Below are 18,161 nucleotides of genomic sequence, written 5' to 3'. Positions count from 1 at the left end.
GCCGGTGTTCAGGGCACGGTTGCCGCGGTGGTCTGCCGTTACCTAATCGAGATCGTCGTGCCGCATGAGCTGGCGGCCGGACTCGGTGATGGAGCCCGAGAGCGACGGGTACACCGAGAACGTCGTCGCGAGGTGCTCGACGGTCAGCTGGTTCTGCACGGCCAGCGCGATCGGGAGGATGAGCTCGCTCGCGTTCGGCGCGACGACCACACCACCGATGACGACGCCGGTCGCCGGGCGGCAGAACAGCTTCACGAAGCCGCGGCGCAGACCCTCCATCTTGGCGCGGGGGTTCGTGGCGAGCGGCAGCATGATCGTGCGCGCGGGCACCTCACCCGAGTCGATCACCTGCTGGCTGATGCCGACGCTGGCGATCTCGGGGTTGGTGAAGACGTTCGCGGCGACGGTCTTGAGCCTGATCGGGTTGACGCCCTCGCCGAGCGCGTGCCACATGGCGATCCGGCCCTGCATGGCGGCCACGGACGCGAGCAGCAGCAGCCCGGTGCAGTCGCCGGCCGCGTAGACGCCGCTGACGTTCGTCCGGCTGACCCGGTCGACCGGGATGTACCCGCCACGCCCGAGTTCGATACCGATCTTCTCGAGGCCGATGTCGTTCGTGTTCGGCACCGAACCGACGGTCATCAGGGCGTGCGATGCCTCGATCGTGCGACCGTCTTCCAGGTGGATCAGCACACCGTCACCGGTGTTCTCGACCCGGTCCGCGCGGGCGTGCTTGACGACGGCCGTGCCGCGCTCGGCGAACACGTCCTCCAGCACCGCGGCCGCGTCGGCGTCCTCGTGGGGGAGCACCCGGTCCCTGGACGAGACCATGGTCACCTTCACGCCCATCTCGGTGTAGGCGGAGGCGAACTCGACACCCGTCACACCGGAACCGATCACGGCGAGGTGCTCGGGCAGTTCGGGCAGGTCGTAGATCTGCCGCCAGGTCAGGACGCGCTTGCCGTCCGGCTCGGCCCCCTGCAGCACCCGCGGCGTGGCGCCCGTTGCGATGAGCACCACATCGGCGTTGAGGATCTCCTCCTCGCCGTCCGCCTTGATGGCGACGACCCGGTGCTGAGCGAGCCCCCGCGTGTCGTCCGCGAACTTCGCCCGCCCGTTGATCAGCCGAACGCCCTCGCGCTGCAGCCGCGCCCGGACGTCCGCGGACTGCGCGAGCGCGAGCCCCTTCACCCGTCCGTGCACCACCGGCAGGTCGACGGCCGCCTGGTCGTTGTTGGTCTGAATGCCCAGCTCACCGGCGTTGCGGAAGGCACTACGAGCCCCCGCCGACGCGATGAAGGTCTTGGACGGCACGCAGTCGTACAGCACGCACGCGCCACCGGCCCCGTCGTTCTCGACCACGGTCACGTCGGCGCCGTGCTGCGCAGCGACCAGGGCTGCCTCGTAACCTGCGGGTCCGCCGCCCATGATGACGATGCGGGTCACGATCATTTCCCCTCTGCGCGCTTGCTGGCCGGGCACAACCGTACGCGTTGGCCGAATCGAGCGTGTCGTCAGTACCGAAAGCTGATCGTTGGGTCGCTACGCTGTCGGACGTGCCGCTCTATGCCGCGTACGGGTCGAACATGGATCCGAACCAGATGATGGAGCGAGCCCCGTACTCCCCGCTCGCGGGGACCGGCTGGCTCGTCGGTTGGCGTCTGACGTTCGGTGGCGAGGACCTCGGCTGGGAAGGCGCCCTCGCGACGATCGTCGAGGAGCCTGACCAGCAGACGTTCTGCGTGCTTTACGACGTCTCGCCGCGCGATGAGTCGCGGCTGGACCGGTGGGAGGGCGCGCTCGGGCTGTACAAGAAGATCCGGCTGCGGGTGCAGACCCTGGAGGGGTCTGTGGTGGCTTGGCTGTACGTGCTGGACGCGTATGAGGGTGGGCTGCCGTCTGCCCGGTACATCGGGGTTGTGGCCGATGCTGCTGAGGCTGCTGGGGCGCCGGATGACTATGTGAACGACTTGAGGACTCGGCCGTGTCAGGGGATCGGGCCCTGATCTCGGCTGGTTGAGCGGGCTGGAGCCGGACGCGCAGTAGTCGCGTGGGTGGTCGCCTTCAGCTGGCGGGCGGGTCGGCGTTCCAGCGGGGTGGCCACCTGGCGTGCGGGCGGCCGCCCTTGCATGGGTGGTTGCTCAGGCCTTGGACGAGCTTTGGTTGCGTCATCGCCGCTTCGCGACGATTGCGATTGGGGCTTGACTTCGGGGCCCTTGCGAAACGCTGGTCGGCCTGTAAAAGGCGGGCTGACAAAGCGCCCGGCCGATCCGAAACGGTAGCGCCTCGAACCCAAAGTCAAGCCCCAAGCGCCGTCGTGCGTGGTTGCGTTGACACCGTCGGCGCGAGTCATTACCGCAGCTCAGCGTGGCAGCAGGCCGTTTCGGGCTCGCCTTCGGCTTCGCCGCGCCAGCCGGGGTGCCGACACGCCGACCGGGGCATTGCTGTGGCGGGTGCGCTACACCCCGGCAGCTTCCGCCAGCAGTTCCACCAGGTGGTGGTGCAACCGCCGGTAGTCCACGGGCGTGATCGTCGACCACGGCGGCTGGCCCGGCGTGGACCGCCGCATCTGCAGGTAGCGGCCCTTCGGAGTGTCGTAGAACGCCACCACGCGGTCCGGCCGCACCCGCTTGCCCCACTTGTCGCGGGCCGCGGCCCCGAACTGGCCGCGATGCGTGGCGTCGCGGACCATCTCGGCCAGCGTGTGGGCGTCGTCGGAGCGCAGCCCGTGGCTGCGTAGCCCCGCTTCCAGATCCTCTGGGGTTGCCGCTGAGGCTGCTGCTGCGTCCAGGTCGGCGGAGGGCAGGGTGATCGAGTGGCCTTCGCCTGCTGGGGCCGTGGGCAGGGCGGTGAGCGCCTCGCGGGGTAGTCCGTCGGCTTCGGCGGGGCGGAGGACCAGTTGGCCGGAGTCCAGCAGGGCCAGGACGCCTGCCTGGCCCTTGCCCGCGGCCAGGACGCGGACGCTTCGGCCCAGCCAGAGGCGGGCGTCGATCTCCTGTTGCGGGCGGTTGAGGACGTGCAGGAGGTCTTCGAGGGTCGGGTCCAGGGAGCGCGGGCCGCCCAGGCCGCGGGCGGCCAGCTGGCGCCAGACCTGGTCTTCCACGGCGCGGCGTTCCTCGCGGGTCTTGCCCGGCGAGGGGACTTTCAAGACCAGAGGCATCGTCTCCAGGCCCAGGTGGTCCCAGAGGACGTCGAACTCCAGCGTGGAGATGATCACCGGGTCGCGCGTGTCGCTCGTCCCGAGGTCCAAGCCGAACAGAGTCATCAGTCGGTCGTGCTCTCCCCGATCACGGGCAGCGAGTAGCTGCCCACGCCGTAGATGTCGTCTTGTTCGCGGAGGTAGTCGGCAGCCTTGTGCTCCAGGTCCTCCTCGTCCTCGCCCTTGCGCGGGCCCATGCCGCCGAAGGGGTCGAACGACTGCGGCATCGGCACGGCCCGCTTGTGGACCTGGTCACCGGCGGCAGCGGTACCGGCCGCGCCCATCGAGCCCATCGCGGAGCTCGGCTGGCCGGCGACACCGGCGGCGCCGCCGTGCGTGGGCATCGGGGCGGCACCCACCGACGAGACGGCGGTCGCGCCCTCCTCCATCGCCTTGTCCGAGGAGCCCGAGGAGTTCGAGGAACGGCCCGCGCGCTGACCCGGCACGCCGACACCTGCGGTACCCGTGCTGGAAGGACCGGACGTGCCGGCCGACGACACGGAGGTCGTCGTGCCCTTCGAAGCGGCGGGTGGGGTCGCGACGCCGGAGGTGCGCGTCGAAGGACCTGAGGCGGCACCGCGCGGCGGCGTCACCGCGGCGCCGCGGCTGCCCGAGCCGGTGCGGGCGCGCGGGACGCCACCAACGGACCCGTTCGGGCCGACGACCCAGGCTCCGGACGGGCCCACGGAGGCGCCGCCGCCGTGCGTCACGCCGGTGCCGCTGATCTGCAGCTGCGGTGGCTGGGTGAACTGGCCCAGCGTCGAGGTGTTCGAGGTCGTGGACGACGCGTAGGTGGTCATGACCTCACGGGCGCGGCGCTCGGCGGCGTCCTGGGCCGCCTCCTGCTTCTCGTGGTCGGTCTGGCCGCCGAAGAGGTGGGTGAGGCCGGTGACCAGCGCGCCCGGCTGTTCGGAGGTCACGGTGACCGGGGGCGGCATGTCCGCGCGGGCCTTCGAGATGTGGCCCGCCTGCAGCTCGGCCGAGTAGCGCATGACGTCCGCGCCGGTGCGGGCGCTGTCCGCCCAGGCGGCGATCGGGTTCAGGCCGGCCTGCGCCATCTCGGAGGCCTTGCCCTCCCACTTCGCGCCCGACAGCGTGATGCCGTTGTGCAGGTCGTCGTTGATCTCGGACAACGCGGCTGAGACGCCCTGCCAGCGCTCCATCGACGCGAACGAGGCGGAGGGGCCGGGACCTGCGTTGATGCGGTCGTACAGCTCTTTGTGGCTGAAGCCCTGCCAGCGGTGTTCGGTCATCCTCAGCACCCGCTCTTGTTCATCATGCCGGTGTTGTCGCCCTCGACCACCTGGTACTGCCGCTCGATCTGGTTCAGGTTGTCCATCGCCGTCTTGAGCTGCTTCTGGTAGTTCAGCAACGCCTGCAGCGCCGAGTCCCCGTCGGAGATCGACCGGTCGTTGAACTTCTCGGCGGCCTCCTGGCTGACCGGGTCACCGGCCCACGGCCGGACGCGGAACTCGGTGATCGCCATCTCGATCTGCTTGTCGAGTTTGATCAGTGCCGCGGAGAAGGTGCTGCGCAACGCCGGAATCGCCTCTGGTTCCACGTTCAGCTGATGCTGGACGGGTGGCGAGGAATCTGCCCCGCTGCGTCCCCCTGGCGGCATCGTGAGACCTCCGGCGGTTGTGCGTACAAGCGCGTCGACACTCTAACCACCGAAAGTAACGCTGGGGAGTGGGATCAGTGACATCCGCCCGTGTGGGTCAGCGCTTCTGGAGCAAACTGGCCATCGCCGCCTCGGCCACCCGCTGGGCCCCGAGGCAAAGATGATCTTGTTGTACCGCAGTGGAATTCCCTCCGTCGCGGAACATGACGTCGAGGAACTGCCCGTCGGCGATGTCGATCTCCACGTTGCAGACGTCGTCGATGTCGGGTGTGCGGACGGTAATCGCCGCGAATCCCTCGATCGAACCCACCGTGTAATCCACCTGGGCGTTCTCCGAGAGCCACACATCCGCTCCGGACACCAGCACGAGTGCGATCCGGGCGACGTTGCCGCTGGTCGTGCTCCGGATCGTGCACGCCTTCGCGCCGCCGAAGCTCGTCTCGACGTACGGGCTGGGCGGGTTGTCCAGGCTCAGCGACGTGCGCTGCTCAGACGTGAGGACCGCGCACGGGTCCACGGCGTCGAGCGGCACGTCACGCGGCCGTTGCGGGAAGTCCATCTGCGCGGAGGACGTCGTGGTCGACGGCGGCGGTGTGGTGCCGGCCGCGTTCTGCTCGGGCTTGGCCGGCGTGCACCCGGCCAGCGCCACCGCGACGACGAGGAGCGCTGCGATCCGCATGGCCGGTCACCGTAGCTGGTCAGGAGCGGGGTCGGTCGCGAGCCGCGACCACAGCAGCATGTCTTCGCGCTGATCATCGACGAGCGTCTCGTCGCGAAGACGACCCTCCTGAGTGAACCCGCACTTCTCCGCCACGCGCTGCGACGCCTTGTTCGACACCGCGTGCTTGTAGGTGATCCGGTGCATGTCCATCGCGCCGTACGCCCACCCCAGCACCGCGTTGAGCGCGGTCGGCAGCACGCCCTTGCCCCGGTGCTTCGGCTGGGTCCAGCAGGTCACCTCGCCGAGCCCGTACTTCATGTCGAGATCGCGGATCACGATGCCGGCCACCACCTCGGACGTCACCGCGTCGCACACCGCCCACGAGAAGCGGTAGCCGTACTTCCAGCCGTTGGTCATGAACACGATGAAGATCTCCGCGGCCGGAGCACCGTCGATGCCCATCCGCTCCAGGTAGCGGTTGGTGTCCTCGTCCGCATACGCCTCGACGATCGCGGGGATGTCGTTGATGCGGTCGTCGTTCCGGAAGGCACGCAGGTAGTACTCGCCCGCGTTGATCTCAACTGGCTCCACGGGCCTGAGGCTAATGGTCTCCGGTGAACCCGTCGTGCCGTTCCGCGAGATCGTCGAGCTCGGTCCGGTGCGCCGACGCGGGCGTGCCGTCCGGCGCGGTGGTCAGCTCGATCACCCAGTCCACGTCCTCGGCGTCGTCCTCACCCGCCAGCATGTCCCGGTGCACCGCGCACGGACCCCAGCCGTCCGCCAGCAACGACGCGGCCAGCTCCTCGGCCTCGTCGCGGTCCGGCAGGATCAGCAGCACGGTCGGCGGGATCAGTCCGCGCACCGCCAGCGCCGTCCGCAACGCGGCCGTGTCCGGCACGTGCACACCGTCCAGCCCGGCCTCGCACGCAGCGACAACGTTCTCCTCGGTGTCGTCGCAGAACACCGCGGTCGGGTACCCGAGCTCGTCGAGCACCCGCCGGAAGACCGCGGGATCGGGCTTCGCGACACCGAGCCGGGCCGAGCTGAAGATCGCGTCGAACTCCGCGTCCAGGCCGAGCAGGACGAGATCCGCCTCCAGCCGCGTGGTCGCGTTCGACAGCAACGCCACGAAGCACTGCCCCCGCGCGGCCCGCACCAGCGCCAACGCCTCGGCGATCACCTCGCCGGCCGGAGCGTCCCAGCCGGCCTCGTCCTGCCACTGCTCGTGGGAGATCTCACCGATGACGGCGCGCCGCAGCAGCGACGGCTCGAAGGCGACCGAGGCGATCTCCGGCGGCACGGGCGGAAACGCGCGCAGCACACCGTCGAGATCCAGCAACAGCAACGGTTTCAGCGTCGGCGTCCGTTCCACTGGCCCCACAGGATCGCCACCGCGGGGATGAGCAGGAAGATCAACGGGTTCCGCAGCACCGCGAAGAACAGGATCACCACGGCCACGCCCACGATCGGCACGACCGCACCTTCCCACCGGCGCGCGGGCGCGCGGGACGGCTCGGGGAACATCGGCATCGGGGTCGCGAACTGCGGACGCGGGTCCGGCAGGTCGTGGAACAACGCCATCAGCTCGCCGCGGGTCTTCGCGGTCGTGATCTTCGCGGACCGATCGCCGTACTCGGTGATGTCGATGCGGCCCGCGCTCATGTGCTCGCCGAGCACCTGCAACGCCTGGCTGCGCTCGGTGTCGCCGATGCGGATGTCCCTGGACGGGTCGCTCACCCTTCAATCGTAGGCGAGTAGGTGAGCGACCCGACCGGTCAGTCCTTCAGCTCGCAGATCACGGTGCCCTGCGTGATCGGGTCACCCGGAGCGGCCGCGAGACCCGTCACGGTGCCCGCCTTGTGCGCCGTCACCGGGTTCTCCATCTTCATGGCCTCAAGCACCACGATCAGGTCGCCCGCCTCGACGGTCTGCCCGTCCTCGACGGCCACCTTCACGATCGTGCCCTGCATCGGCGCGGCCACCGCGTCACCCGACACCGCCGCGGCCTTACCGCCACCACGCGTCGACTTCGGCTTCTTCGCGGCAGCGGCAGCAGGCCGGCCACCACCAACGGCGAGGTCACCCGGCAGCGACACCTCAAGCCGACGCCCGCCCACCTCGACCACCACGGTCTGCCGCGGCGTCTCCTCGGAAACCTCCGAGCCACCACCGGCGAACGGCGCGATCTGGTTGTCGAACTCGGTCTCGATCCACCGCGTGTGCACGGTGAAGCCCTCGGGCTTCTCGGCGGTGAACGCCGCGTCGCGCACGATCACCCGGTGGAACGGCAGCACGGTCGCCATGCCCTCGACGACCATCTCGTCGAGCGCGCGGCGGGCACGGGCCAGCGCCTCGTCTCGGTTCTCGCCGGTCACGATCAGCTTTGCCAGCAACGAGTCGAACTGCCCGCCGATGACCGAACCGGTCTCGACACCGGCGTCGACGCGCACACCCGGACCGGACGGCGCCACGAAAGAGGTCACGGTGCCCGGCGCGGGCAGGAAGCCGCGACCGGCGTCCTCACCGTTGATGCGGAACTCGATGGAGTGCGAGCGCGGCGTCGGGTCCTCGGTCCACCGCAGCTTCTCCCCGGCGGCGATGCGGAACTGCTCGCGCACCAGGTCGATGCCGGTCGTCTCCTCCGACACCGGGTGTTCGACCTGCAGCCGGGTGTTGACCTCCAGGAACGAGATCGACCCGTCCAGTCCGACGAGGTACTCGACCGTGCCGGCGCCGTGGTAGCCGGCTTCCAGGCAGATCGCGCGAGCCGAGGAGTGGATCGTCGCGCGCTGCTCGTCGGTCAGGAACGGCGCGGGCGCCTCCTCGACCAGCTTCTGGTGGCGGCGTTGCAGGGAGCAGTCGCGTGTGCCGACCACGATCACGTTGCCGTGGGTGTCGGCGAGGACCTGCGCCTCGACGTGGCGCGGCTTGTCCAGGTAGCGCTCGACGAAGCACTCGCCGCGGCCGAACGCCGTGACGGCCTCGCGCACCGCGGAGTCGAACAGTTCGGGAATCTCTTCCAACGTCCGCGCGACCTTCAGGCCACGACCGCCACCACCGAACGCCGCCTTGATCGCGACGGGCAGGCCGTGCTCGGACGCGAACGCGATGATCTCGTCCGGACCGGAGACCGGGTCCTTGGTGCCGGGCACCAGCGGTGCACCGGCGCGCATCGCGATGTGCCGCGCGGTCACCTTGTCACCGAGGTCGCGGATCGCCTGGGGCGTCGGGCCGATCCAGATCAGCCCCGCGTCCAGCACGGCCTGCGCGAAGTCGGCGTTCTCGGACAGGAAGCCGTAACCGGGGTGCACGGAATCCGCACCGGACTGAGCGGCGGCGGCCAGCACCTTCTCGAACGACAGGTAGCTCTCTCCAGGCGTGTTGCCACCCAGGGCGAACGCCTCGTCGGCGAGCCGGACGAACGGCGCGTCCCGGTCGGGGTCGGCGTAGACGGCGACGCTCGTCAGACCGGCGTCACGGCAGGCGCGGATGACCCGGACGGCGATCTCACCGCGGTTGGCGATGAGGACCTTGCGCAGCGACACGGCGTCGTACCTCCTGCTGGACCGGTAATTACGGCTCTGGCTGGTGCCGCAGTCTACGGAAATCGGTGAACTTCGAGAGGGAGAGACGGCTCACTTCACAACCATCCTGGGCCCATCCGCCACAATCTGCGACGTGGGTGGATCCAGGTCGCTGCAGGTGGTCGCCGTCGTTGCCGCCGTGGTCGTCGTCGCGGGGGTGGTGTTCGCCTATTTCCAGCGCCCGAACAACACCGATTCAGGTCAATCCGGCACCGACTCCGGAATGCGCTGCGGTACCACCGTCTGCCAGGTCATCATCGGCAAATCGGTGGGCAAGGACCTGGTCGAGCTGCTCGGCGGCACCGGCGGCGGGCGGATCAGGGTGACCGGCGAGACCGGTCCGTTCATCTTCGAGATGACCATCGCCGAGTCCGGTGCGGCGGTGAACGGCGACTCGCTGCAGTGCTCCGACGGAACGGTCAGCGTGTGCCTGGTGCGCGGGGAGCACGCCGGCGACTGGCACGGCGAGGTGCTGATCCGCAGGGACGGCACGTGGTCCCGCGCGCAGGCGGGCTATCTCGCCAACGCCGGGTTCCTCGGGCTGCACGACGTCAACGAGGACGGCACCGGAGACGTCGTCGCCTCCCAGCTCGCGTGCGACGGCCAGTGCAAGAACGCCTACGTGCAGGTGTATTCCGTGCTGGGGCCGGACATCGGCTGTACGACAACGGCACCGTCACGGGAACAGCTGGTGGGCTGGCCCGTGCCGGTGCCGAAGATGTCGCAGCTTCGTCCGTGCGCTGATTCTTAGGCGTTGACGAGTTCCTTCTCGGTGGAAGGCTCCTCGATCAGTCCTTCGCTCCGCGCCACCAGCACCGGCACGGTGATCTGGCCGGCCACGTTGGTCGCGGTGCGGATCATGTCGAGGATCGGGTCGATCGCGTAGACCACGGCCACACCGGTCGCGATCACCTGCGGCGGCAGGCCGACGACGCTCAAAGTCAGCGTGAGCATCGTGTACCAGCCGGTCGTGCCCGCGGTCGCCAGAGCGCCGAACACGGCGACGAGCACGATGCCGACGTACTGCCACACCGAGAGCTGGATGCCGAACAGGTTCGCGATGAAGATCGTCGCGACGGCCGGGTAGACCGCGGCGCAACCGTCCATCTTGGTCGTCGTGCCCAGCGGCACGGCGAAGTTCGCGTACTCCTGCGAGACACCGAGATCAGTGGCTGCCTTGCGGGACAACGGAAGCGTGGCACCCGACGAGCGCGAGACGAACGCGAACTGGATCGCCGTGCCCGCCTTGCGGAAGAACTCGACCGGCGAGGTCTTGCCGACGAACTTGAGCAGCACCGGGTACACGACGAACAGCACCAGCAACGTGCCGACGTACACAGCGAGGATCAACGAGAACAGCGGCTTCACGAACGAGTTGCCGTACGACGCGACGGCGTTGCCGATGAGGCCGAAGATGCCGATCGGCGCCAGCAGGATGATCCAGCCGACGACCTTCTGCACGATGTCGAAGAACGAGCGAACCAGGTTCGTGAACGGCGCGGCCTTCTCACCGAGCGCGTAGGCGGCGAACCCGACCAGCACCGCGATGAACACGACCTGCAGCACGTCGCCCTCGGTGAACGCGCTGAAGATGTTGGTGGGCACCAGGTTGTCGAGCAACGCCTGCCACGAGCCGGACGCGCGCTTGGCCAGCTTGTCGACCGCACCGGCGGCGGGCTCGATCTGCAGCCCCGCGCCGGGCCTGATGATCGCGGCGACCGCGATGCCGATCAGCACGGCGATGAACGACGTGATGGCGAACCACAGGAACGTCTTGCCGCCGAGCCGCGCGGCGGTGCGGCCGCCGCCGAGGTTCCGCAGTGACGCGATGCCGACGACGATCGCGGTGAACACCAGCGGGATCACGGTCAGCTGCAGCAGCGCCGTGAAGGTGGAGCCGATCTTGGCGAGGACGGGCGCGAGCCACGTGCCCTTGCCGAGCCAGCCGGCGAGCGCGCCGAGGACGAGCGCGCCGAGAACTGTGAATCCGAAGACCTTGGGCTTGCGGTATGTCTGGACGAACGACACTGGAACATCTCCTGGGCAGGGATGAGCGAAAGGGGGCGTCGGGAGCGGTCAGCTCCGACAGCCCGTGCTCGTCCTGCGTGCCAGGTCGATGTGCCTGCGACGCGTCAAATACTCGTTCACCGCGTACCCCCAACGCGTGCGTTGAGGGCAGTCTTCCCCGATCGGGTGAACTGTGACCAGGGCGACCAAGATGTGGACGCCGGTACGCCTGCCACGCGCTCAGCGGGCGGACGCGCCGGACGCGCTCACCAGAGCGAGGACACCGCCACGCCGATCTCGCCGAGCAGACGCCGGGTCAGCGGCAGGCTGATGCCGATCACCGACGAGTGGTCGCCGTCGATGCCGTCGATGAACCAGCCACCGCGCCCGTCGATCGTGAACCCGCCCGCGACGTGCAGCGGCTCACCCGTCGCGATGTACGCCTCGAGCTCCTCGTCCGTCGGCGTGCCGAACCGCACCGTCGTCGACTCGGCAGCGGACGCGCGGTCGATCACGGCACCGCCGGAGACCCGCAGCACGGTGTGCCCGGTGATCAACGAGCCGCTCTTGCCCGCGACCCGCCGCCACCGCTCCCGCGCGACCTCGGCCGTGCCGGGCTTGCCCACGAGCTCGCCCTCGAACAGCAGCATCGAGTCGCAGCCGACGACCACGCACTCGTCGTCGTGCTCGATCGCCTCCGCCTTGGCCGCGGACAACGCGACGACGGTCTCCTCGGGCGAGGGGTTGGACAGCGACGCGACCAGCGCGTCCTCGTCCACCCCGGACACGCGGACGACGGGCTCGACGCCGGCGGCTCGCAGGACGTCAAGACGGGCGGATGACTGGGAGGCCAGGATCAGACGCACCAGCGGAGTCTCGCACGCCCGTCTCGCGCCTCATCAGCACCGCCGCGATCACCCCGATGACCGTCGACGCGACCAGCATCAGCAACGAGACGCGCGTGGCCGCGGTGAAGTCACCGGTCGCCGCCAGCCCGACCTGCAGCACCGCACCGGTGGCCGCGCTGCCGAGCACGCCGCCGAACCGCCGCGCGGTGTTGTAAATCCCGGCACCCGCGCCCATCAGCTGCGGATCGAGCGTCTTCGTGGAGATGTTGGTGAGCGGCGAGTAGACCAGCCCCATGCCGCAGCCCACCGCGACGAGCGCCGGCAGCATCGCCCACGGCGACCCGTCCAGCTGCAGCGTCATGACCGCGATGCCGCCCCCGAGCAGGGTGAAGCCGACGACCGGCAAGTACTTCGCTTGCGGCCCGTTCGACAGTCGTCCCGCGAAGAAAGCCACCACACCGGACATCAGCGAGGTCGGTGCGGTGAGCAGACCCGCCTCGAACGCCGAGAACTTCGGCACGGTCTGCACGAACAGCACGAGCGGCACGAACAGCCCGGTGACGGAGAAGTCGATGATCATGCTGGCGACGTTGCCGAGCGAGAAGTTCCGGTTGCGGAAGATCCGCAACGGCAGGAGCGGCTCGGGGTTGCGCGCCGCCGCCTGCCACAGCACGAACACCACCAGCAGCACCACGCCCGCGATGATGATCTCGGGGATCGTGATCGGGCCCGCGACCCGGCCCCACTTGTAGTGCTCGCCGTTCTGCACGCCGAACACCAGCAGCCCGAGTCCGAAGCAGCACAGCAGGATGCCGAGCACGTCGAACCGGTGCGACCGCCCTGGCTGCCAGTCCGGCACCCAGCGCAGCACCATCGTCATGGCGAGCACACCGAGCGGGATGTTGACGAAGAAGATCCACTCCCAGCCGAGCTGCGTCACGAGGATGCCACCGAGCAGCGGCCCCGACACCGTCGCGAACCCGGCGACCGACCCCCACATGCCGAGCGCGGCACCGCGTTTGTGCGGTGGGAACAGGTGCGTGATGAACGCCATCGTCTGCGGGGTCATGGCCGCGGCGCCCAGTCCCTGCACCGCGCGGGCGGCGATCAGCACCTCGGCACTGCCCGCGAGGCCGCAGGCCAGCGAGGCGAGCACGAAGATCGTGAGCCCGATGAGGTAGACCCGCTTCGGCCCGTACCGGTCGCCGAGCCTCCCGGTCAGCAGCAACGGCACCGCGAACGTCAGCAGGTACGCGCTGTTGACCCAGATGATGTCGTTGAGCGACGCGTGCAGACCCTCGATCATCGCCGGCATCGCGACGTTCACGATGGTCGTGTCCAGCAGGATCATGAAGAAGCCGACGCAGAGCGCGGAGATCGCGCGCCAGGCGGTCCGGTCGGTTCGAGTAGTACTACTGATGCGCGCTCACCCCCTCCATCGGCACCCTCGACAGAGTGAAGCGCTGGGTGCTTGTCCTCACCGAACGCGGTTCCGATCGCGAAGGCAAGCGCAGACGGATCGCGGCACTGCTCGTCGGGCTGTGTGTCCTCGTCGGGTCGTGGGCCGTCGGAACCGTGCTCGCGAGCGACCCCATCGGGTACGGCGTACCCATCTGGCCGTTCGCCGACACCGTCGATCGCGCGGAGAACGCGCTGCTGGGGCAGGTCGTGCACGCCGTGCGCGACAACCTGCCGCTGGACCACGAGCACGTTCAGGTGCTGCGCAGGACCGATGCGTACGGCAGCGAGTTCTTCACGCTGAAGCTGAAGGTCGACGGCGAGTTCCGCTGTCGCGAAGTCGCCGTCGGCCTCAACGTGAGCAGCCGCCGGGTCAGTTGTTCCTGATTTGCCATGAGGGTGACCTTCATGAACCTCAGGTTCATGAAGGTCACCCTCATGGCTTCAAATGATCAGTTGGGGAAGCCGGAGGCGCGCCAGGCGCCGGGGCCCGGCTGGAGGGGCCGGCGGACCCGGCGAGCCGGGTTCGCCCACTCGGAGCGTTGGCCGGGCTTGTCCTCGACGGGCGCGGCCGCAGCCAGCCCGGCGATCACCGCGGTCAGCGCCGCCAGCTGGTGGTCGTCAGGGGTGCCCTTGACGACCCGGAGCAGTGGCCTTTCCTCGGGCGCGGTCACAGCGGGATGTTCCCGTGCTTCTTGGGCGGCAGCGTCTCCCGCTTGTCCCGCAGCATCGACAACGCCCGCGCCACGTAACCGCGGGTGTACGACGGCGGGATCACCGAGTCGACGTACCCGCGCTCAGCGGCGACGTACGGGTTGCACAGCGTGTCCTCGTACTCCTGCTGGAGCTGGGCGCGCAGGGCGTCGACGTCCTCACCGTTCGCGGCGGCACTGGCCAACGTCTTGCGGTGCACGATGTTCGCCGCACCACTCGCCCCCATGACCGCGATCTGCGCGGTCGGCCACGCGAGGTTGATGTCGGCGCCGAGGTGCTTGGAGCCCATGACGTCGTACGCGCCGCCGTACGCCTTGCGCGTGATGACGGTGACCAGCGGAACGGTGGCCTCGGCGTAGGCGTAGATCAGCTTGGCGCCGCGCCGGATGATGCCGTTCCACTCCTGGTCGGTGCCGGGCAGGAAGCCGGGCACGTCGACGAACGTGAGCACCGGGATGTTGAACGCGTCGCAGGTGCGCACGAACCGCGCGGCCTTCTCGGAGGCGTCGATGTCGAGGCAGCCGGCGAACTGCGTGGGCTGGTTCGCGACGACACCGACCGAGTGACCGTCCACGCGGCCGAAGCCGACCAGGATGTTCGGCGCGAACAGCGGCTGGACCTCCAGGAAGTCGCCGTCGTCGAGCACGCGGCTGATGACCTCGTGCATGTCGTACGGCTGGTTCGCGGAGTCCGGGATGAGCGTGTCGAGCTCTTTGTCGGTGTCCGTGATCGCGTCGCTGATCGAGCCCTCGGTCAGGGTTCCCTCGAACGCGGGCGAGTCGCTGAGGTTGTTCGACGGCAGGTAGCTCAGGAGCTCCTTGACGTACGAGATCGCGTCTTCCTCGTCGCTGCCGAGGTAGTGCGCGTTGCCCGACTTGGTGTTGTGCGTGCGACCGCCGCCGAGCTCCTCGAACGTCACGTCCTCGCCGGTGACGGTCTTGATGACGTCCGGGCCGGTGATGAACATGTGCGAGGTCTGGTCGACCATCACCACGAAGTCGGTCAGCGCGGGCGAGTAGACGTGGCCACCCGCGTTGGAGCCCATGATCAGCGAGATCTGCGGGATCACGCCGGACGCGCGGACGTTGCGGGTGAAGATCTCGCCGTAGAGGCCGAGCGAGACGACACCCTCCTGGATGCGCGCGCCGCCGCCCTCGTTGATGCCGACGATCGGCCGGCCGGTCTTGATCGCCAGGTCCATGATCTTGACGATCTTCTCGCCGTAGACCTCGCCGAGCGACCCGCCGAAGACCGTGACGTCCTGGGAGAACACGCACACCGGACGGCCGTCGACGGTGCCGTAGCCGGTCACCACGCCGTCGCCGTACGGGCGGTTCTTCTCCTGTCCGAAGTTGGTGGACCGGTGCCGCGCCAGCTCGTCCAGTTCGACGAACGAACCGGGGTCGAGCAGGAGGTCGATGCGCTCGCGGGCTGTCTTCTTGCCCTTCGCGTGCTGCTTTTCGACCGCGCGTGCCGAGCCGGCGTGAACCGCCTCGTCGTTGCGCCGGTAGAGGTCAACGAGCTTGCCCGCGGTGGTGTGGACGTCGGGGGCGTCCGCGGGAACGGTCCCGATCGGCTCGGTCGCACTGCTCATGGGCTCGCAGCCTAACGAGAGCATTGCGGAACCGCCCCGTGCAGTTGTCCAGGTCACGGCAACCTGTTGGTCATCTCTTATCGCACGTACCCTCTCTCGTTCCAATAGCCTGGCGCGATGGACACCGCACTCGACGCCGAGGCGCTGCGCGCGCGGCTGGTAGCACCCAACGGTCCGTACTCCGCGCTTGACGTCGTGGAATCCACCCGGTCGACGAACGCGGACCTCGCGAAGGCAGCCGTCGAAGGCGCCGCCGACCGCACCGTGCTGATCGCGTTGGAGCAGACCGCGGGCCAGGGCCGCCGCGGCCGCACCTGGTCGTCGCCTCCGGGCGGGCTCTACGTCAGCGTGCTGTTCCGGCCGACCGACGTGCACCCGCAGCGGTTGCCGTGGCTGAACCTCATCGCCGGGCTGGCGCTCGTCCGGGTCGCCCAGTCGGTCGGCGTCGAGGCGACGTTGAAGTGGCCGAACGACCTGCTGCTCGGCCCGAAGAGGGAGAAGGGCGCCGGGATCCTGTCCGAGATCACCGCCGGCGTCGCGCAGGCCGTCGTCGTCGGCATCGGCCTGAACGTGGCCAAGCTGCCGGACGACGTGCAGCCCGCGCCCGGTGGGCTCGAGCCGACCTCGCTGGAGTCCGCTGGTGCAACGGAACTTGATCGTGCCGAGCTGGCGTTCCGGTTGCTCGTCGAACTGGCCCAGCTGGAAGGCGTGTGGCGCAAGAACGGCGGCGACGCGTTCGAGTCCGGTGTGCTGGAGGAGTACCAGGAGCACTGCGCGACCGTCGGCGAGCGCGTGCGCGTGGAACTTTCAGGTGGCGTTCAGCTTCTCGGGGTGGCGCAGCGCATCGAGGCCGACGGGACGCTGGTCGTGCGCGGCACCGATGGGGTGGATCACGGCGTGTCCGCTGGTGACGTGGTGCATTTGCGCCCGGCGTGATTAGGGTTGGCCCATGGCCTATCCCGACGACCTGCTGAGCTCCGGCGAGCACGTCGTGATCCACAAGCACCCCCACTGGAAGATGCTGATCTTCCCGGTGTTCTGGCTGCTGGTGGTGGTCGCGCTCGGCACCTATCTGGCAGGGCTCGTCGTTGACCAGTCGTGGGCCACCGTCGCGTGGATCGTGCTGACCGTGCTCGGCGTCGTGCTGATCCTGTGGCTGACGATCGCGCCGCTGGTCCGCTGGCGCACGACGCACTTCATCATCACCTCGGACCGCGTGATGTACCGCGAGGGCGTGTTCAAGCGCACAGGCCTCGACATCCCTTTGGCGCGTGTGAACAGCGTCCGCTTCGAGCACAGTCTGATGGACCGCGTGCTGGGCTGCGGCACGCTCATCATCGAGTCGGCGTCGGACGAGCCGCTCGAGTTCGACGACATCCCGTCCGTGGAGAAGGTGCACACGATGCTGTACCGCGAGGTGAACGACAACCCCGACGACGACTACCAGCCCGGGGCGCTCGATGGGCGCGCGTGAGGTCGGATTGCCGGACGTGGTTCGGTCCGGGTCGCTGCCCTCTCGGGTGACGATCTGGGAGGTCGGGGCTCGGGACGGGCTGCAGAACGAGTCCGTTGTGGTGCCGGTTGCGGTGAAGCTGGAGTTCTTGGATCGGCTGGCTGCTGCTGGACTGTCCGTTTTGGAGGCCACGTCGTTTGTGCACCCCAAGTGGGTGCCGCAGTTGGCTGATGCTGCTGAGTTGCTGTCCGGGTTGGACGCGCGGCCAGGGGTGGTCTATCCCGTGTTGGTGCCCAACGAGCGGGGGCTCGATCGGGCGTTGGAGGCTGGGGTCTCGCACATTGCGATCTTCGCTTCGGCTACCGAGACCTTTGCTTCTCGCAACCTGAACCGGACGTTGGACTCGCAGTTCGAGATGTTCGAGCCGACGGTCGAGCGGGCGTTGGCTGCCGGCATGGACGTTCGTGGGTATGTGTCGATGTGCTTCGGCGACCCCTGGGAGGGCGCTGTTGCGCGGTCTCAGGTTGTGGCTGTTGGGGAGCGGTTGTTGGAGATGGGGTGCTCTCAACTGTCGTTGGGGGACACCATCGGGGTTGCCACGCCTGGGCAGGTTGAGTCGTTGCTGGAAGGCTTCCGGGACGTGACTCGGCTGGCTGTCCACTTCCATGACACCTACGGGCAGGCGTTGTCCAACACGTTGGCCGCCTTGCGTTGTGGGGTCACGACTGTGGACTCCTCTGCTGGCGGGCTGGGTGGGTGTCCGTATGCGGAGTCGGCCACCGGGAACCTCGCCACCGAGGATCTGGTGTGGATGCTCGACGGGCTCGGCATCGAGACCGGGGTCGACCTGGACAAGCTGGTTGAGACTTCGGTTTGGATGGCTGAGCAGTTGGGGCGGCCCAGCCCGTCGCGGGTCGTCAGGGCTCTGGCCAAGTGAAGGTTGTCGAGCTGACTTCTGAGACCTGGGCGTTGGCCGAGGGCTTGTTCAGTTCCAGCAAGACTGTTGAGTGGTGTTTCTGCAC

Annotated in this window: 20 protein-coding genes; 6 read left to right on the top strand and 14 right to left on the bottom strand. The window is 68.7% G+C overall.

Annotated elements, in window-relative coordinates; genetic code table 11:
• Positions 1–42 precede the first annotated feature (42 nt).
• Entirely contained in the window at positions 43–1,446 is a 1,404-nt protein-coding gene (locus LFM09_RS05410; protein WP_414095128.1) for an NAD(P)H-quinone dehydrogenase, read from the bottom strand.
• A 110-nt stretch (positions 1,447–1,556) separates the two neighbouring features.
• Here LFM09_RS05410 and LFM09_RS05405 point away from each other — a divergent pair, with 110 nt between their 5' ends.
• Complete coding sequence (locus LFM09_RS05405) at positions 1,557–2,006, top strand: gamma-glutamylcyclotransferase family protein (RefSeq protein WP_045317832.1); 450 nt, start codon at positions 1,557–1,559, stop codon at positions 2,004–2,006.
• A gap of 452 nt (positions 2,007–2,458) precedes the next feature.
• Here LFM09_RS05405 and LFM09_RS05400 read toward each other — a convergent pair whose 3' ends face one another.
• The 8 genes from LFM09_RS05400 to LFM09_RS05365 all read right to left on the bottom strand — a co-directional run bounded on the left by LFM09_RS05400 (position 2,459) and on the right by LFM09_RS05365 (position 9,026).
• Positions 2,459–3,265 carry an ESX secretion-associated protein EspG gene (locus LFM09_RS05400; RefSeq protein ID WP_414095127.1) on the bottom strand — a complete coding sequence of 269 codons (807 nt, stop codon included), beginning with the start codon at positions 3,263–3,265 and terminating at the stop codon, positions 2,459–2,461.
• Positions 3,265–4,452 (bottom strand): PPE domain-containing protein, encoded by a 1,188-nt coding sequence (locus LFM09_RS05395; protein ID WP_414095126.1) that lies wholly within the window; start codon positions 4,450–4,452, stop codon positions 3,265–3,267. Before LFM09_RS05395 ends, LFM09_RS05400 begins: the two co-directional genes overlap by 1 nt.
• A 2-nt stretch (positions 4,453–4,454) precedes the next feature.
• A complete protein-coding gene (locus tag LFM09_RS05390) occupies positions 4,455–4,760 on the bottom strand; it encodes a transcriptional regulator (RefSeq protein WP_414095125.1) in 306 nt (101 codons plus the stop codon).
• Between the two features lie 157 nt (positions 4,761–4,917).
• Entirely contained in the window at positions 4,918–5,499 is a 582-nt protein-coding gene (locus LFM09_RS05385) for a DUF3558 domain-containing protein (RefSeq protein WP_414095124.1), read from the bottom strand.
• Between the two features lie 6 nt (positions 5,500–5,505).
• On the bottom strand, positions 5,506–6,072 hold the full coding sequence (locus LFM09_RS05380) for a GNAT family N-acetyltransferase (protein ID WP_414095123.1): 567 nt from the start codon (positions 6,070–6,072) through the stop codon (positions 5,506–5,508).
• Between the two features lie 10 nt (positions 6,073–6,082).
• The gene (locus LFM09_RS05375; RefSeq protein WP_414095122.1) at positions 6,083–6,853 is read right to left on the bottom strand and encodes an HAD-IA family hydrolase; all 771 of its coding nucleotides are present in this window, start codon (positions 6,851–6,853) and stop codon (positions 6,083–6,085) included.
• Positions 6,832–7,218, bottom strand: a complete 387-nt coding sequence (locus tag LFM09_RS05370) for a DUF1707 SHOCT-like domain-containing protein (RefSeq protein ID WP_414095121.1) — start codon at positions 7,216–7,218, stop codon at positions 6,832–6,834. The genes LFM09_RS05375 and LFM09_RS05370 overlap by 22 nt, the downstream gene beginning before the upstream one ends.
• 38 nt (positions 7,219–7,256) lie before the next feature.
• On the bottom strand, positions 7,257–9,026 hold the full coding sequence (locus LFM09_RS05365) for an acetyl/propionyl/methylcrotonyl-CoA carboxylase subunit alpha (protein WP_414095120.1): 1,770 nt from the start codon (positions 9,024–9,026) through the stop codon (positions 7,257–7,259).
• Between the two features lie 133 nt (positions 9,027–9,159).
• Between LFM09_RS05365 and LFM09_RS05360 the strand changes: the two genes are divergently transcribed.
• The gene (locus tag LFM09_RS05360; RefSeq protein WP_414095119.1) at positions 9,160–9,816 is read left to right on the top strand and encodes a hypothetical protein; all 657 of its coding nucleotides are present in this window, start codon (positions 9,160–9,162) and stop codon (positions 9,814–9,816) included.
• Here the strand turns inward: LFM09_RS05360 and LFM09_RS05355 are convergent.
• The 3 genes from LFM09_RS05355 to LFM09_RS05345 all read right to left on the bottom strand — a co-directional run bounded on the left by LFM09_RS05355 (position 9,813) and on the right by LFM09_RS05345 (position 13,298).
• A complete protein-coding gene (locus LFM09_RS05355; RefSeq protein ID WP_414095118.1) occupies positions 9,813–11,093 on the bottom strand; it encodes a dicarboxylate/amino acid:cation symporter in 1,281 nt (426 codons plus the stop codon). The genes LFM09_RS05360 and LFM09_RS05355 overlap by 4 nt on opposite strands.
• Positions 11,094–11,338: 245 nt before the next feature.
• On the bottom strand, positions 11,339–11,938 hold the full coding sequence (locus LFM09_RS05350; RefSeq protein ID WP_414095117.1) for a Maf family protein: 600 nt from the start codon (positions 11,936–11,938) through the stop codon (positions 11,339–11,341).
• Positions 11,898–13,298: an MFS transporter gene (locus LFM09_RS05345; protein WP_414095164.1), complete on the bottom strand. Its 1,401-nt coding sequence runs from the start codon at positions 13,296–13,298 to the stop codon at positions 11,898–11,900. Before LFM09_RS05345 ends, LFM09_RS05350 begins: the two co-directional genes overlap by 41 nt.
• A gap of 77 nt (positions 13,299–13,375) precedes the next feature.
• On the opposite strand from LFM09_RS05345, the gene LFM09_RS05340 reads away from it, so the two are divergent.
• The gene (locus tag LFM09_RS05340; protein ID WP_414095116.1) at positions 13,376–13,765 is read left to right on the top strand and encodes a hypothetical protein; all 390 of its coding nucleotides are present in this window, start codon (positions 13,376–13,378) and stop codon (positions 13,763–13,765) included.
• 65 nt (positions 13,766–13,830) lie between these two features.
• Here the strand turns inward: LFM09_RS05340 and LFM09_RS05335 are convergent, their stop codons facing one another.
• The gene (locus LFM09_RS05335) at positions 13,831–14,052 is read right to left on the bottom strand and encodes an acyl-CoA carboxylase subunit epsilon (RefSeq protein WP_414095115.1); all 222 of its coding nucleotides are present in this window, start codon (positions 14,050–14,052) and stop codon (positions 13,831–13,833) included.
• Positions 14,049–15,686 carry an acyl-CoA carboxylase subunit beta gene (locus LFM09_RS05330; RefSeq protein WP_414095114.1) on the bottom strand — a complete coding sequence of 546 codons (1,638 nt, stop codon included), beginning with the start codon at positions 15,684–15,686 and terminating at the stop codon, positions 14,049–14,051. The genes LFM09_RS05335 and LFM09_RS05330 overlap by 4 nt, the downstream gene beginning before the upstream one ends.
• Positions 15,687–15,803: 117 nt before the next feature.
• On the opposite strand from LFM09_RS05330, the gene LFM09_RS05325 reads away from it, so the two are divergent.
• The 3 genes from LFM09_RS05325 to LFM09_RS05315 are packed head-to-tail and all read left to right on the top strand — an operon-like array spanning position 15,804 to position 18,076.
• Positions 15,804–16,622: a biotin--[acetyl-CoA-carboxylase] ligase gene (locus tag LFM09_RS05325; protein WP_414095113.1), complete on the top strand. Its 819-nt coding sequence runs from the start codon at positions 15,804–15,806 to the stop codon at positions 16,620–16,622.
• 13 nt (positions 16,623–16,635) lie between these two features.
• Positions 16,636–17,160: a PH domain-containing protein gene (locus tag LFM09_RS05320; protein ID WP_414095112.1), complete on the top strand. Its 525-nt coding sequence runs from the start codon at positions 16,636–16,638 to the stop codon at positions 17,158–17,160.
• Positions 17,147–18,076, top strand: coding sequence for a hydroxymethylglutaryl-CoA lyase (locus tag LFM09_RS05315; protein WP_414095111.1), 930 nt, complete (start codon positions 17,147–17,149; stop codon positions 18,074–18,076). The genes LFM09_RS05320 and LFM09_RS05315 overlap by 14 nt, the downstream gene beginning before the upstream one ends.
• The last annotated feature ends 85 nt before the right edge of the window (positions 18,077–18,161 follow it).

This window comes from Lentzea alba (assembly GCF_047445655.1).
GTDB classification, from domain to species: Bacteria; Actinomycetota; Actinomycetes; order Mycobacteriales; family Pseudonocardiaceae; genus Lentzea; species Lentzea alba_A.
This window is presented reverse-complemented; position numbering and strand designations above follow the sequence as displayed.